We start from the raw sequence: 15937 nt of genomic DNA, 5'->3' as shown, positions 1-15937 counted from the left end.
ATTATAAAAATTAAATTAACAGTTTTTTATGATTCCCTCATTAAACCAAACTTAATTTTTATAATCTAAAAAGCATAACTAAAACTACAAAAATGCCCAAAAAATTAAAAACCCTCTTAGTGCTTGCATTCCTTTTTACAAGCCTAATAAATTTTGCACAGCAATCCAGCCCTGTACAAAAAGTAAAAGTAAGCGGAAAAGTAATTGAAAAAATTAGCAAGCAACCATTAGAATACGCTACGATAACTTTCATAAATACTAAAAATCCAAAAGCACTTGCCGGAGGAATTACAAATGCAAAAGGAGAATACGATATCGATGTGGTTCCTGGTGTATATGACATAAAAATAGAGTTCATCTCTTTCAAATTATCTGAAATCAAGCAAAAAAGCATTCAGGGAAATATTAATTTAGGTACAACTGCTTTAGATGAAGATGCGGCTCAATTGAATGAGGTTGTTATTCGCTCTGAGAAAACTACTGTCGAAATAAAATTAGATAAAAAAATATACAATGTTGGCAGTGATTTAATGGTGAAAGGAGGAACTGTAAGTGATGTTCTTGATAATATCCCTTCCGTTTCAGTAGATGTAGAAGGAAATGTGAGTCTTCGTGGCAACGAAAATGTAAAAGTGCTTATCGACGGAAAACCATCAAATGCCATAAATATAGCCGAAGCATTACGCTTAATTCCTGCTGATGCAATCGAAAAAGTAGAAGTTATAACCAATCCTTCGGCTAGATATGATGCTGAAGGCGGTGGTGGTTTATTGAATATCATTTTGAAAAAAGGAAAGAATCTTGGTTTAAATGGAACTTTCATTGCTTCTACGGGTTATCCAGAAAATTATGGAATGAGCGGTACTTTAAATTATAAATCAAAGAATTTTAATCTTTTTACCAACCAAGGTTACAATTACAGAAGTAACCCTGGAAATATGATGACAAATACTGAATATTTAAATTCAGATAATTCGATTCGAAATTATGTAAATGAAAATAGAGAAAACGACAGATACAGCAAAGGATATAATGGGAATTTTGGTATAGAATTGTATTTAGATAAATCTACTTCTTGGACTAACACGTTTAATTACAGAAAAAATAATGGCGATAACACGGATAATGTTTTCCAAAAATATTATAACGCTGACTATGTTTACGACTATACTCGAACCCGTATTAACGAAGAAGACAGTAAAAGTGAAAACGTCGAGTTTGCAACAAATTTCACCAAAAACTTCAAAAAAGACGGTCACAAATTAACTATTGACGGTTCGTTTTCTGCCAACGACGATAAAAACAGCGCTTTAGTTACTGATACTGCAACAAATACAAGCGCAGTTTTATTTGATAAAACGATAAACAATCAAACTCAAAATAGAAATTTACTTCAAGCAGATTATGTTTTACCATTAGGAAAAGGTAGCCAATTTGAGGCGGGTTATCGTGGTGATTTCTCTAAATTAGTTACCGATTACCAAGTAGAAAATGATGGAGTGATTAATCCCAACTTCACCAATACATTAGAATACAAAGAAAAAGTGAATGCCATTTACACTCAATATGGTGTGAAAGTAAATAAATTCTCAGCCCTTTTTGGATTGCGTTTTGAAGATTCGAATATAGAAATCAACCAATTAGCAACTAACGATTTTAATACTAAAAAATACAACAACTTTTTCCCAAGTGCCTTTTTTACTTATGAAATTTCAGATAAAAGCAGTGCTTCCATAAGCTACAGCCGAAGAATTCAAAGACCTAGAGGGAGAATGATCAATCCATTCAGCAATTTATCCAGTAACATCAATATTTTTATGGGAAATCCTGATTTAGATCCGGCATTCACTGATGCTATTGATTTAGGATATATCAAACGTTGGGATAAATTAACATTCAACACTTCATTATACGTGAACAAAACTAACGGTGCATTCCAATTTGCAAGAAGAGAGTCTGGCGATTTTGTAAATGGAACACCAATTATCATTGCTTCACCAATAAACTTGGCTACAGAATACAGAACTGGATTTGAGTTTACCTTGAATTATTCACCTTATAAATGGTGGAAATTAAATGGGAACTTCAATTTCTTTAGAAACGAAACACAAGGTGATTTTACTTATGTTGATTTTAATGATAATGAAGTTGTTCAGAATTTTGATAATACAACAACTTCATGGTTTACCCGTATAACATCAAAAGTTACTTTACCATACAAAATCGATTGGCAAACCAACGCAACTTATAATGGTCCACAAAACAACGCACAAGGTAGAAGTTTAGGTAATTTTGCTGCCAACTTAGCGTTCAGTAAAGATGTAATGAAAGACAAAGGAACCCTTTCTTTCAACATCAGTGATGTATTCAATTCCAGAAAAAGAATTATGGAAACGAATCTTCCTGGGATACTAAATTCTTACTCTGAAATGCAATGGAGAGAAAGACAGTTTAACTTATCCTTTACGTATCGTTTCAATAAACAGAAAAACGAAAGAGAGAAACAGCCTAAGCGAAATCAAAATGAAAATGGCGATGGAGGCGAATTTCAAGGATAAAAAAATAAGGACTCGTTTTCACGGGTCCTTATTTTATGAAACAATTAGATTAAACTGATTGTTCTTGCTTCTTTTTTGCTCTTTTCTCTTTATATGCTTCCCAAGTCGCTCCTCCTACCCAATAGGATACGAAACCAACAAGAAAAAACATTAACCAAAATCCTATTGTAAGAACGGTTAAGAAAAGTAAAAAGCCTAAGTACTGTGAAAATTCAAACATGTTTTCCGGAATTTTTGAATGTAGCCACAAATGTAAGTTTAATTCCTTTTCTTACCAATAAAAATTAACAAAAACTACCTATCAATTTTTATAAAAAGGGAATTATCCGTATTTTTGGGCTCAGAATTTGGAGCTGATCCCGCTATCCGTTACAATCTTTTATGCCGAACACCGGCATAAAAGGATTTTCACTGCTATCGGGGCTAAAAATCTATTAAACTACTTAATACTTATAAATAACAACACAATGAAATTTAGAATAGAAAAAGACACGATGGGTGAAGTGCAGGTTCCTGCAGACAAATATTGGGGCGCACAAACAGAACGTTCCCGAAACAACTTCAAAATAGGTCCATCGGCTTCCATGCCAAAAGAAATTATTGAAGGGTTTGCTTTCTTAAAAAAAGCAGCTGCTTACGCTAATTGCGATTTAGGCGTTTTACCAGTCGAAAAACGGGATGCCATTGCTGCCGTTTGTGATGAAATCCTAGCCGGAAAACTAGACGATGAATTTCCATTGGTAATTTGGCAAACCGGTTCAGGTACGCAAAGTAACATGAACGTAAACGAAGTGGTTGCAAATCGTGCGCAAGTTCTAAAAGGATTTAATATTGGCGAAGGCGAGCAATTCATCAAAGCTAATGATGATGTGAATAAATCACAATCTTCTAACGATACGTTCCCAACAGGAATGCATATTGCAGCTTACAAAGCAGTTGTTGAAGTTACTATCCCAGGAGTTGAAAAACTAAGAGATACACTTCATGCCAAAGCGGTTGAATTCAATAATGTGGTTAAAATAGGTCGTACGCATTTAATGGATGCTACGCCACTTACATTAGGACAAGAAATTTCAGGTTATGTAGCGCAATTGAACTACGGTTTAAAAGCGGTTAAAAATACTTTGGCTCACTTATCAGAAGTGGCTTTGGGTGGAACAGCGGTTGGAACCGGATTAAACACTCCAGAAGGATATGACGTAAAAGTAGCTGAATATATCGCTGAATTTACAGGACATCCATTCGTAACTGCCGAAAACAAATTTGAAGCTTTAGCAGCACATGATGCTATCGTAGAATCGCATGGTGCATTAAAGCAGCTAGCCGTTTCATTGAATAAAATCGCCAATGATGTACGTATGTTGGCCTCTGGACCACGTTCAGGAATTGGAGAAATCCTTATTCCGGAAAACGAACCAGGTTCTTCTATCATGCCAGGAAAAGTAAATCCAACACAATGTGAAGCATTAACTATGGTTTGTGCACAAGTTATGGGGAACGATGTCGCTATTTCTGTTGGTGGAATGCAAGGTCATTATGAATTGAACGTTTTCAAACCATTGATGGCTGCAAACTTCTTGCAATCAGCAAGATTACTTGGTGATGCTTGTATGTCTTTTGACGAACATTGCGCACAAGGTATTGAACCAAACTATAAAAGAATCAAAGAATTGGTTGACAATTCTTTGATGTTGGTTACGGCTTTGAATACTAAAATCGGATACTACAAATCAGCCGAAATTGCTCAAACTGCACACAAAAACGGGACAACTCTGAAAGAAGAAGCGGTTCGTTTGGATTATGTAACTTCAGAAGATTTTGATGCTTGGGTTAAACCGGAAGATATGGTTGGAAGCTTGAAATAATTAATTCTGATATATCAGAGTTTTACCAAGAAACCCTGCAACGTAATGTTGCAGGGTTTTTATTTTATGTTGTTTGTAGAGACGCACCGTAGAGACGCACTGCAGTGCGTCTTTATTTCATAAAAAAATCGTTCACCAAAAGCGAACGGTTTTCTTTATATAATGCAAAGACGCGATAAATCGCGTCTCTACAGGAAATCATTATTTTACTTCTTCGAATTCAACGTCTTCAACATTGTCTCCTTGAGCTTCGCCACCTTGTGGTTGTGCTTCACCTTGACCTTGTTCACCTTGAGCATACATCGCTTCAGTTGCTTTTTTCCAAGCAGCGTTGATGTTGTCAAGAGCAGTTTGAATTGCAGGAATGTCTTGAGATTGGTGTGCCATTCTCAATTCAGTTAATGCATATTCTACAGCAACTTTGTTTTCATCAGATAATTTAGAACCTAATTCTTTCAATTGAGTTTCAGTTTGGAAGATCATTCCGTCCGCTTCGTTCAATTTTTCAGCTCTTTCTCTTGCAATTTTATCCGCATCAGCATTAGCTTCTGCATCTTTTTTCATTCTTTCGATTTCTTCAGCAGTTAAACCAGAAGAAGCTTCGATACGAATATCATGAGATTTACCAGTTCCTTTATCAGTTGCCGAAACTTTGATGATACCATTAGCATCAATATCAAAAGTTACTTCAATTTGTGGAACACCTCTTGGTGCTGGTGGAATACCATCTAAATGGAAACGACCGATAGTTTTGTTATCAGCAGCCATTGCTCTAGCTCCTTGTAAAACGTGGATTTCAACTGTTGGTTGAGAATCTGCAGCAGTAGAGAAAACTTGAGATTTTTTAGTTGGAATAGTTGTATTAGACTCAATAAGAGTTGTCATAACACCACCCATAGTTTCGATACCTAAAGATAAAGGAGTAACGTCAAGCAACAATACATCTTTTACATCTCCAGAAAGAACTCCACCTTGAATAGCTGCTCCAATTGCAACAACCTCATCAGGGTTAACTCCTTTAGACGCTTTTTTACCAAAGAATTTCTCCACTTCGTCAGCAATTCTTGGCATACGAGTAGAACCTCCTACAAGAATAACTTCGTCAATATCAGAAACAGATAAACCTGCATCTTTCAACGCTTTAGCAACTGGTGCCATAGAACGTTTTACTAAAGCGTCAGTTAATTTTTCAAATTGAGCTCTAGTTAATTTTTTAACTAAATGTTTTGGTCCTGAAGCTGTAGCAGTTACGTAAGGTAAGTTGATTTCAGTTTCAGTAGAAGAAGACAATTCAATTTTTGCTTTCTCAGCAGCTTCTTTCAAACGTTGCAAAGACATTGGATCTAAACGTAAATCAATACCTTCTTCAGTTAAAAATTCAGCAGCTAACCAGTCAATAATTTCGTGGTCAAAATCATCCCCACCTAAGTGAGTATCACCATTAGTAGACAATACTTCAAAAACTCCGTCTCCTAATTCAAGAACAGAGATATCAAAAGTACCTCCACCTAAATCGTAAACTGCAATTTTTTGATCTTTACCTTTTTTATCAAGACCGTATGCCAAAGCTGCAGCAGTAGGTTCGTTGATAATACGCATTACTTTAAGACCTGCAATTTCACCAGCTTCTTTCGTAGCTTGACGTTGTGCATCATTAAAGTAAGCAGGAACAGTAATAACCGCTTCAGTAACAGTCTGACCTAAATAGTCTTCAGCTGTTTTTTTCATTTTTTGAAGCGTCATAGCTGACAATTCTTGTGCAGAGTATAAACGGCCATCAATATCAACACGTGGTGTATTGTTGTCCCCTTTTACTACTTTGTAAGAAACTCTTTTTGCTTCACCAGTGATTTCAGCAAAAGAATGACCCATAAAACGTTTGATAGAAGCAATAGTCTTAGTTGGATTAGTTACCGCTTGTCTCTTAGCAGGATCTCCTACTTTAATTTCTCCACCTTCTACAAATGCAATGATAGATGGCGTTGTTCTTTTTCCTTCAGCATTAGGGATAACTACTGCTTCATTACCTTCCATTACAGAAACACAAGAGTTTGTTGTACCTAAATCAATTCCGATTATTTTACCCATTTTTAATATATTTAGTTTTATTATATACTCATTTTAATAGCTCGAAGTCGATAAGTCAATCTTTGTGCCAATGCAATACACGTCCTTAAATTGTCAGTTTATGTTAAAATTGGCGTAAAAAAATCTGACAAGATGACATTTCAGAGGGTTTGTCATTGTGAAGAGAACCACAATTACGCTGTCATATTCTATAGTTTTGATTAGGAGCCAATCCAGCTGTACACTATATCTCTTGTGGCGAACCCCGCCACAAGAGGATGCCGTTTCCATCTGGGCTAGGGGATTTGAGGTTTCAATAACATTCAGTAAATCAAAAATTATTTTTTATAATTTATGAGATAAATAGTATATATTTGAAAATAAATAAACACTAATCTTTATTAAATCTATCTATTATTGTGTACATATTTCGGTCATCTTTAGGCTTATAAACTAGTTATCCGATAGTTTTAAAAAAAAGACAAAACAATTAAATTCATAATAAACATAAGTTAATGAAAACATATTTTTTAATGCCTAGCTTCGACGATATGCTGAAAGACAACTTGACAAAATTGTTCAAAAGTAATGAAGATTTACATATAGCAGTAGCTTACTTTAATAATGAATATTTTTCAAACTTAATAATTGAAAGAGCTGAACTTAAACTAAAGACTTTTTTAATATTAAACACATCTGATATTGTAAGACCAAAAGAAGTGAGTCAATCTCAAGTTGTAATAAGTAAAGCTTTAGTAAATATTTTAAAGAACGAATACAACAATGCCTATATAAATTGCAAATCTTTAGGTGTCAGAATAAATGGGAATTATCAAAATATGCATCATAAATTCATTTTCAATAAGTATAAATTATTTATCGGTTCGTTAAATTTAACTGATGCTGCTTTGAATAGAAATTTCGAATCAATTATTGAAATAGATAATAAATCAGTAATAAATAAATTCCATCAAGAATTCGGAAAATTATGGAATTTAGCATCTGAAATTTTTAGCAATCGAGATGGCGAATTAAGAAGTATTATGTGTCCAAAATGTGAAATGAGTGACGGTGTAGATTTTGAAAGTTTTGGACCGATTTGTTTTATGTGTGGATACAAATTTATAGTTGGATAAAACCATCTGCTAACAGCAAGGGTTTCGTTACGTAAGCAGAACGAACAAAGAAACACTAGCTACCCGAAGTGTTCTTAAAAAGCTAGCGAGATAAAACCACCTTTTTTTGGTACATATAACATATAAATTTTATAACCATAAATATATTAAAATATGGAAAGTAATCCATTAGTTGCTGGAATAGTAGGATTAGTAACAGCGTCAAGCATTTATATTTGGCAATCTAACAAATTTAATAAAGCTCAAAAAACTTTATTACTCTTATGTTTTATATTTCCACCATTACAATGGGTTATGATACTTATTGTAATTTATTATAATAAGTATAAATCAGAAAATTCGCCTGAAAAAATAAGTGTCAAAAAACTAGATGAAACTAAAACTAAACTTAACTCTTCTATTGATAATCTAAAAGATTTAAAAGAAAAAGGAATACTAACTCAAGAAGAATACGACTCAAAAGTTGAAAAAATAGAAACTGAAAAAGCTGAGCAAGAATTAAAAAACTCAACAGAATATAAACAACTGAAAAGTTTATTTGATAGTAATATTTTAACAAAAGAAGAATTTGATAACAAATTTAAAACTCTAATTAAAAAAAATTCGCTAACAAATATTGAAAGAAACGATTCTTTGGATTCTGAATTTATATTAAATCCTGATTTAGATGAAGAAAAAAATATTCCGAAAGTAATTGAAAAAAAAGATAATTTTTTCCCCTATTTTATTGGTGCAGTAATTTTAATGGTTATAGCGAGTCAAATTAATTGGAATGAAGTAATTGGTTCAATTCAATCGTTTCAAGAAAGAAATAATGAAGAAGTTTTTATTGAGCCAGCAATCGATACGACAGCTGTTTCCTTAAACAATTACAATAATACAAATAATGAACCAGTAATAAATTATTTAAAAAAATATGTCTATATAATTATAACAATAGAAGAACCTAGATTAGTACACCATTCAGGGATGTATATGGCTTCAGCAAATCCACTTATTCCAGGTACATTTACAGAAGATACAGATTTTGTGGTTTTTGATAAAAGCGCATACTCAACTGAAATTGAAGAAATCACGGATTACAATGAAGATACTAAATATAAACTTTTAGATAAGGCTGAATATGATGTTAAACAAAGGATTGATAGAGGCTCAACTTATCAAATGGATTTATTTACAAAATGTAAAGATGAAGACAAACGAAATTCATTAAAAGAAAATTATTCTAAAATTACTGACAGACAAATTTATACATTTGATAGTTATGCAGAAGCAAGTTTAGATAAACATAAAGATACAAATAATTAAACCCGCTAGCCGAAGTGTTCTTTTAAAATGTAGGTTGCTATACGAAGTCTCCCGACTTCGTACCCATTACCACAACCAAGAGCAGAAAAAATTAATGAAATCCAATTTGAAATAAAATTTATTGTACATTTGTAAAACACTCTAAATAATAGTAATTATGAGTAAAACAGAATATGAAGTTTTCAAAAAACTCATAGAAGAAAAGAGAAAACAAATAAAAAACAATCAAGCAGAAGCTCGCTCTGTATTGGTTAGAGCTGGTATATTTACTGAAAAAGGGACTTTGAAAAAAGTATATAAAGATATATGTACTCAACAAAGTCTGGTTTAATACTTGGTTTTCACGGCTGTGATGAAGAAATTGCTCACGATATTTTACTTCAAAAAATAAAGTTTAAACCAAGCGAAAACAAATACGATTGGCTTGGAAAAGGAATGTATTTTTGGGAACATAGTCCATCAAGAGCAAAACAATTTATAGAAAATTTACACCAAAATCCTCAAAAAAATAAACCTAAAATACTTGAACCAACTGTTCTAGGCGCAGTTATAGATTTAGGATATTGTTTAGATTTAACAGACTTTTATAGCCTTCAGCTTTTAAAAGATGCTTATGACTACTATATAGAACTTCAAGAGTCATCAGGTTGGGAGATTTTAAAAAACACAAATCCAAAGTCTGAAATTAATAACCCCGATAATCTTTGGAGACAATTGGATTGTGCAGTGATTAACTTACTACATCAGATCAGAATTGACAACGGATTAGAACCGTTTGACTCCGTTAGAGGAGTTTTTGTCGAAGGCAACGAATTATATCCAACAGCAGGATTTAGAGACAAAAATCATATCCAAATAGCAATACTAAATCCAAATTGCATCAAAGGCTTTTTTCTACCACGAGAAAAAGCGTAAAAATAACCTTGCACAAGTGTTGTTTGATGAGATTTGGCTTTTATGTGATTCCATCACCCGAAATATTCTTAGAAAACGTGAGGTTGCTGCGAAGTCTCATACATAAAATCGGTAAGAATCTCTTTGAGTCGAAACGGTATGCCAGTGAAGATTTTTCAATTTATATTACAATTGGTGTTTTAATAATTTAATACTATCAACCACTTCTTTTCCATAAAAACGAGTAATTTCCTCCTGTTCTATTTCAGTTCCTCTAGAAAAAACACGTTTAACAACAGCCACCTTATTTTGTTTCCAGTCAATCTTATCAAAAGTAGTATCCCAAAAAGTACCTTTTCTCAATTTTGAAAGATCTGGTTTATAATTACTATCTTTCTTTGCTTCCTTTATGTCATAAAAAACTTGAAGCGTCATCAGGAAACCTTCTTCTAATTCCAGTTTCTCCTCCATTTTAAGAGATAAATCAACATTCATCCTCCTATTTCCCTTTATTATGGCACCCAAAGTTTGAGGATGGGCACCAAGAGAAAGCGCAAATTGTCTTTGGTTGATGTTCCTTTTCTTCAATTCCCGCTCCACAATTTTACCGGGATGAATTCCTTTTATGATGTCAATCGTTTTCATAGCACAAATGTAAACAAAATTGTTTATATTTTTTGAATTTTAAATTTGAAAGAAAATGATTTCCATTGCTATCGTGGCTAGGGAATCTGATTCCTAAATTGTATTGATTTCTATCCCATTACTTCAAAAATTTTAATACCAATAATTCGTAATAAATTAATTACATTAGCAAAACGATAGAAAAGCTATTTATGGCGTAAAGCATCCCGATTTTGGGTGCATATACGCTAGTTTGTAGCGAGTATATACAAGTTGTGCGTCAGTTTACATCCGAAAGGACTCTGACCAATATCAAGGTTTAAAAACTAAACTTAAAATGACTGAAAAGGATTTTAAAACTCTACAAAATTTAGCCGAAAACTTTGAAAAAGCAGACGGAGAAATTAATTATCTAGCCTCTGACTCTAAAACATATACAAGTGAAGAGTATGACAGTTTAGAAAAAAAATTAAAAGTAAAGCTAGAAGAAGTTATATTAGAATTTAAAAATAAATATTTAGTACTCCCAACATTTAAAATTGAAAATAGTGATGAAATATTGGTATCGTTAAATATTAATAGGTATTCAATTAACCCTTTAACGCTCTATAATCAAATGTGTAAACACCAAATTGACCATCAGTAGAGTAGTCTTGTACGTTTATATTGTTTATACCTTTTTCATTTATATCTTTCATAAATTGGACTAAATCTTTATGTAAAAAAGGAGAAACAATAAAAATAGAAGTTGGATTAAGTTCTTGAAATTTTTCAAGATTATTTTTTAAATAAAGCATTGCTTCTTGATGTCCCATAATTAGAAAGTTTTTAAATGAAAACCAAAAGTAAGAAAAATAATTAATAGATTATATTGTAAAATGCTTACTTGTGATAAGTTTAAAATTTAAAGACTCTACTTTTTCATCAGAAATTCCACTTTTACCATCAGATAAAAACAACTCTAAATTAGAAATCCTATAAAATACGTTGTCAATAGAAGCACAAGTGGTAAAATATGGAAAGTCGTTAACTAAAGAAGTAACAACATAATAATTAAAATCAAGCATAGTGTATAAATATAAAGTTATAAGCAAACATACAAAATCTAAAGACCACTTAGAAGATAAAATATCTGATTTAAATTCTTTAGAGCAGGGAAAGATTGATTTTAATGAGCCTTGGAATTCAAAGTTTATTGAGTTGACAGAAAGTGAGTGGAAAGAGTTGGCGGAAAAAGGAAAAATATTAAAAACTATAATAATGCCAATTATCTTGATTTGTCTATCCCCTATGCTGCCGGTTCTTTGTATTCTACCGTAGATGATTTGTATTTATGGGATCAAGCGCTTTACACGGAAAAGTTACTTTCGAAAAAATATCGAGATCTATTATTTAATTCCTATATCCCTGCAGGACCGGGACATTATGGTTACGGATGGTTTATTAATAAGGCTTTCAATGGAGAAAAAAATGATAGCATAACGGTTATTGAGCATGGCGGTGGAATAAATGGATTTAACACTTTGGTTTCCCGCATTCCGTCTGACAAAAATCTGGTTGTATTATTAAACAATACGGGGGGTGCGAACTTAAACGAGATGAATAAAGCAATTAGAAATATCCTATACAATAAACCATACAGTTTGCCTAAAAAATCATTGGCAAATGCTTTAGTAGAAGTTATTCTTGAAAAGGGAATGGTCTCTGGACTAACTTATTTTAAAGAAAATAAAAACTCAAGTACCTACGCTATCAACGAAAATGAGATGAACAGCGCAGGATACCAATTATTACAAACCGGAAAAGTAAAAGAAGCTATAGAAGTTTTCAAACTAAATGTAGAAGCGTTTCCAAAATCAGGGAATACCTATGATAGTTTGGGAGAAGCCTATTTGAAAAATGGAGATAAAAAGCTTGCCATTATAAATTATAAAAAATCGGTGGAACTTGATCCAAATAATGAAAACGGAAAAAAAGTATTGGAAGAAATTTCAAAATCCTAAATCATTGAACATTGTAAAGTCCTTTGCTTTCGCTATCAGAGGACTAAAAAATAGGTCAACAACAAGATTGCATAGAACCCGCTACTTTTTACAAAAAAAATTACTTTTAGAAAAACTATTGCCAGTTGAAAAAATAGATTTACATTTACTGACTGATTAGTCAGTAATACAACATGTCTTTATTTCAATTTCTTTAATTCTCTTATTCATAATGAGTATATTTTCATATTTAAAACATGCCAAATTTGGTAAACTGCCCACAGGCGAACGGTTGGAGAGAATTAAACAATCTCCGAATTATAAAAACGGTTCTTTTCAAAACCAAAGCACCACTCCTGACCTGACGGAAGGAGCGACCTATTATACCGTTGTTAAGGAGTTCTTTTTCGGGCAGCATAAGAATGTTACACCAGTTGACAAAATTCCATCTACAAAGACAGACCTTTTGAATGTAGACCTAAACGAAAATATTTTGGTTTGGTTCGGGCATTCCTCCTACTACATTCAAATTGAAGGAAAACGAATTTTAGTTGACCCCGTTTTAAGTGGCGTTGCTTCACCGTTTTCGTTTTCAACAAAAGCATTCAAGGGAACCGATCGTTACACAACGGATGACATTCCTGAAATTGATTATCTTTTTATTTCGCACGACCATTGGGATCATTTGGATTACAAAACCATTTTAAAACTAAAACCTAAAATCAAAAAAATAATCTGCGGACTTGGCACCGGCGAACACTTTGAATATTGGGGTTTTGACACCAATAAAATCATTGAAAAAGACTGGAACGATAAAATAGTTTTGGACGAAGGTTTTACGGCACATACGGTTCCTTCAAGACATTTTTCAGGTCGTGGACTAACTAGAAATAAGGCACTTTGGACATCGTATGTTTTACAAACGCCAACAATGCAAATTTTTCTTGGTGGTGACAGTGGTTACGACAAACACTTTGCCGAGATCGGGAAAACGTTTGGCACTTTTGATTTAGCCATTTTAGAAAATGGTCAGTATGACAAGAGTTGGAAATACATTCACCTGATGCCAAATGAAATTTTGCAAGCAGCAAAAGACTTAAACGCCAAACGAATTTTTCCGGTCCATTCTTCAAAATTTGCGCTCGGGAATCATCCTTGGTACGAACCTCTGGAATTGATAACAGAAAACAACAAACAAGAAAACCTAAACCTCATCACACCGATGATTGGTGAACAGGTAAATTTAAAAGATACAACACAACAATTTTCCCAATGGTGGAAAGGGGTAAAATAACCCCATAAATTACTTGTGAATAAAGCAATCCGTAGCGGTTTACCCTTGGAGAAAAATAAAATCTGAATAATGGACAAGAGAGAAAAATTAGTAGCGGCGGCACTCAAACTATTTGTTGAGTTTGGCTTTCACGATACACCAACAAGTAAAATTGCAAAGGAAGCAGGCATTGCCAGCGGCACCTTATTTTACTTTTTTCCAACAAAAGACGAATTAGTCAAGGCCTTATATATTGACATTAAAAGCCGTCTGAATGAACACATTTCAGAAACAATTAAAGACGAAAAATCGTTGCAGGGAATCTTGAAAGGGTATTATTCCACTACACTTCATTGGGCATTAAAGCATAAGACAGAGTTCCGTTTCATTGAACAATTCAACTCTTCGCCTTACTTAAAACAAATAGCAGAAGAAGAAATTCAGAAATATATTAAACCAATTATGGCTCTTTTAGAAAAAGGAGTAAAAGACAAAATCATAAAGCCGATGGATGTTGACCTCATTTTTACACTAATTTGTGGACACACTTTCAGCATCAATCAATATTTAGTTGCGAAGGAATTTTCAAAACCCAAACAAGATACCGTTATTAATGACACTTTTGACCTGCTTTGGGATATGATAACATAAAGACAAGCAAACAAATGGATTTAAAAGAGAAACAACTTAAGAACAAATTTCACGAATTCAGGATTAGAGGAAAGTATTGACAAACGCTATTTCATTAATACAGCTCACGCAACTGTCGCTCGATTTCGAAAAGAAATCAGCCATAAAGAAAAGTGGATTGAAACTTTAGAAAAGTATCGGAATTTTGATTTCGCAAAATTCAAAGTTGAAAAATATCATTTGGTTTATAATGATTGGTACCAACGAAAACAATTTGTCAAAGAATTGCACGAATTTCAATCCAGTTAAAAAAGCAGCAAACAAAAGTTTGCTGTAAGTTAAATTTTCTGACAATCAATTAATTTACTGCCTTAGTAGACTTCCCTACCGTTAAATAAATGTGATTATTAGGATACAGGAATTCGATCTTAGTGTTCTGCTTATTTATTCTCATTTCTATTTGTTCCTTTTCATTTTCTAAAGTATAGACGGTATAATTAGGATCGAAAGAAAAAATACTTGACTTAACAATTTTATATTTCAATCTCATTTCAGTAAGAAAGAATACCACATTGCTCTTTTTAGTGTCTAAGAACACAAAAGAGTATTCATTTCCTGCTATATTACATTCGCCTTGTTTAAAAGGTTCTCATCTATGCAATACCGCTGCACATTAAACACTTGTTCTTGAGCATACATACCGCCCGTTAGCAACAACAGTACAATTATTTTTTTCATCCTTCTTAGGTTTTATTTTATTATCCAGAATTGAATAATCATTTTTTATAATACAAAGATAGGCCACATTAATTTTTTCGTTATAACAAGCAATAAATTAACAAATTACTTTTGTTTGATTATCATAAAAAAGCCTTAAAAAACAAGATCTACCGTCATTACATTCCTTTTTTATTAGTATTTTCGATTTTCTAAATCTATATACTTTCACTAAAATTTAATCCAGAAAGTATCCTAAAACAACATAAAATGACTTCATTTATAAAAGAATTATCTTTCCGTTGGTCTGATCTTGATCCTAATTTTCATGTACGACATAGTGCATACTATGATTTTGGAGCCCAACATCGTATCGAAATTCTAGAAAGTCTTGGATTAACAATGAAGGTGATGCAAGCACAAAATTTTGGCCCTATTCTTTTTAGGGAAGAATGTGTTTTTAGAAAAGAAATAAAGATTTCGGACAAAATTTTTATGCATACCAAAACCTCCAAAATGAAAGCCGATGCTTCGCGCTGGTCTATTGTTCATGAGTTTTTGAATGAAGACAACAAACTTTGTGCAACCATAACTGTTGATGGCGCTTGGATGGATACCAAACTTCGCAAATTAGCATCTCCTACTCCTGAAATTGCAGTTCAAGCCTTGAGTATTTTCCCTAAAAGTGAAGATTTTGTAGGTCTTTAAAAAGAAATTAAATAACTAATCGCTATATGATCAAAACTGCTAGTTCATTTTCAATTTCTTGAATAAAATGATTTGAGATTGTTGGTCCAAACGAGATGCTCAAACTGACTGAGTATTTTTCTTAAAAGTGCTTTTCATGTCAATTAAATAGAATGCATTTGCTTAAAATTCAATT

The 15937-nt window shown here is 32.8% G+C and carries 15 protein-coding genes; 11 read left to right on the top strand and 4 right to left on the bottom strand.

Annotated features, from left to right (window positions below):
• Nucleotides 1-92: 92 nt before the first annotated feature.
• Nucleotides 93-2558 (top strand): outer membrane beta-barrel family protein, encoded by a 2466-nt coding sequence (locus FNW38_RS05870; protein WP_144064677.1) that lies wholly within the window; start codon nt 93-95, stop codon nt 2556-2558.
• A 49-nt stretch (nt 2559-2607) separates the two neighbouring features.
• On the opposite strand, the gene FNW38_RS05865 is transcribed toward FNW38_RS05870, so the two are convergent.
• Complete coding sequence (locus FNW38_RS05865) at nt 2608-2778, bottom strand: hypothetical protein (RefSeq protein WP_143386564.1); 171 nt, start codon at nt 2776-2778, stop codon at nt 2608-2610.
• 247 nt (nt 2779-3025) lie between these two features.
• On the opposite strand from FNW38_RS05865, the gene fumC reads away from it, so the two are divergent.
• Nucleotides 3026-4423, top strand: a complete 1398-nt coding sequence (gene fumC, locus FNW38_RS05860; RefSeq protein ID WP_144064678.1) for a class II fumarate hydratase — start codon at nt 3026-3028, stop codon at nt 4421-4423.
• A 201-nt stretch (nt 4424-4624) separates the two neighbouring features.
• On the opposite strand, the gene dnaK is transcribed toward fumC, so the two are convergent.
• Nucleotides 4625-6511 (bottom strand): molecular chaperone DnaK, encoded by a 1887-nt coding sequence (gene dnaK / locus FNW38_RS05855; protein WP_143386566.1) that lies wholly within the window; start codon nt 6509-6511, stop codon nt 4625-4627.
• Between the two features lie 494 nt (nt 6512-7005).
• Here dnaK and FNW38_RS05850 point away from each other — a divergent pair, with 494 nt between their 5' ends.
• The 4 genes from FNW38_RS05850 (at nt 7006) to FNW38_RS05840 (ending at nt 9849) form a co-directional block, all read left to right on the top strand.
• Entirely contained in the window at nt 7006-7626 is a 621-nt protein-coding gene (locus FNW38_RS05850; protein ID WP_144064679.1) for a phospholipase D-like domain-containing protein, read from the top strand.
• A gap of 153 nt (nt 7627-7779) precedes the next feature.
• The gene (locus tag FNW38_RS05845) at nt 7780-8934 is read left to right on the top strand and encodes an SHOCT domain-containing protein (protein WP_144064680.1); all 1155 of its coding nucleotides are present in this window, start codon (nt 7780-7782) and stop codon (nt 8932-8934) included.
• A gap of 157 nt (nt 8935-9091) precedes the next feature.
• The gene (locus FNW38_RS17445) at nt 9092-9265 is read left to right on the top strand and encodes a hypothetical protein (protein WP_185963094.1); all 174 of its coding nucleotides are present in this window, start codon (nt 9092-9094) and stop codon (nt 9263-9265) included.
• Nucleotides 9241-9849 carry a hypothetical protein gene (locus tag FNW38_RS05840; RefSeq protein WP_144064681.1) on the top strand — a complete coding sequence of 203 codons (609 nt, stop codon included), beginning with the start codon at nt 9241-9243 and terminating at the stop codon, nt 9847-9849. Before FNW38_RS17445 ends, FNW38_RS05840 begins: the two co-directional genes overlap by 25 nt.
• A gap of 165 nt (nt 9850-10014) precedes the next feature.
• On the opposite strand, the gene FNW38_RS05835 is transcribed toward FNW38_RS05840, so the two are convergent.
• Nucleotides 10015-10473, bottom strand: coding sequence for a HigA family addiction module antitoxin (locus FNW38_RS05835; protein ID WP_144064682.1), 459 nt, complete (start codon nt 10471-10473; stop codon nt 10015-10017).
• Between the two features lie 316 nt (nt 10474-10789).
• Here FNW38_RS05835 and FNW38_RS05830 point away from each other — a divergent pair, with 316 nt between their 5' ends.
• On the top strand, nt 10790-11098 hold the full coding sequence (locus FNW38_RS05830; protein WP_144064683.1) for a hypothetical protein: 309 nt from the start codon (nt 10790-10792) through the stop codon (nt 11096-11098).
• Here the strand turns inward: FNW38_RS05830 and FNW38_RS05825 are convergent.
• On the bottom strand, nt 11043-11267 hold the full coding sequence (locus FNW38_RS05825) for a hypothetical protein (RefSeq protein WP_144064684.1): 225 nt from the start codon (nt 11265-11267) through the stop codon (nt 11043-11045). The two genes, FNW38_RS05830 and FNW38_RS05825, sit on opposite strands and share 56 nt — an antisense overlap.
• 399 nt (nt 11268-11666) lie before the next feature.
• Here FNW38_RS05825 and FNW38_RS05820 point away from each other — a divergent pair, with 399 nt between their 5' ends.
• The 4 genes from FNW38_RS05820 (at nt 11667) to FNW38_RS05805 (ending at nt 15762) form a co-directional block, all read left to right on the top strand.
• Nucleotides 11667-12455: a tetratricopeptide repeat protein gene (locus tag FNW38_RS05820; RefSeq protein WP_144064685.1), complete on the top strand. Its 789-nt coding sequence runs from the start codon at nt 11667-11669 to the stop codon at nt 12453-12455.
• 211 nt (nt 12456-12666) lie between these two features.
• On the top strand, nt 12667-13728 hold the full coding sequence (locus FNW38_RS05815; protein WP_144064686.1) for an MBL fold metallo-hydrolase: 1062 nt from the start codon (nt 12667-12669) through the stop codon (nt 13726-13728).
• 69 nt (nt 13729-13797) lie between these two features.
• Nucleotides 13798-14358, top strand: coding sequence for a TetR/AcrR family transcriptional regulator (locus FNW38_RS05810; protein WP_144064687.1), 561 nt, complete (start codon nt 13798-13800; stop codon nt 14356-14358).
• 966 nt (nt 14359-15324) lie between these two features.
• Nucleotides 15325-15762 carry an acyl-CoA thioesterase gene (locus FNW38_RS05805; protein ID WP_143386573.1) on the top strand — a complete coding sequence of 146 codons (438 nt, stop codon included), beginning with the start codon at nt 15325-15327 and terminating at the stop codon, nt 15760-15762.
• The last annotated feature ends 175 nt before the right edge of the window (nt 15763-15937 follow it).

The organism is Flavobacterium gawalongense (genome assembly GCF_007097265.1).
Classification (GTDB): domain Bacteria; phylum Bacteroidota; class Bacteroidia; order Flavobacteriales; family Flavobacteriaceae; genus Flavobacterium; species Flavobacterium gawalongense.
Note: the sequence above shows the minus strand (reverse complement) of the source record. Positions and strands in the feature narration are given on the sequence as shown.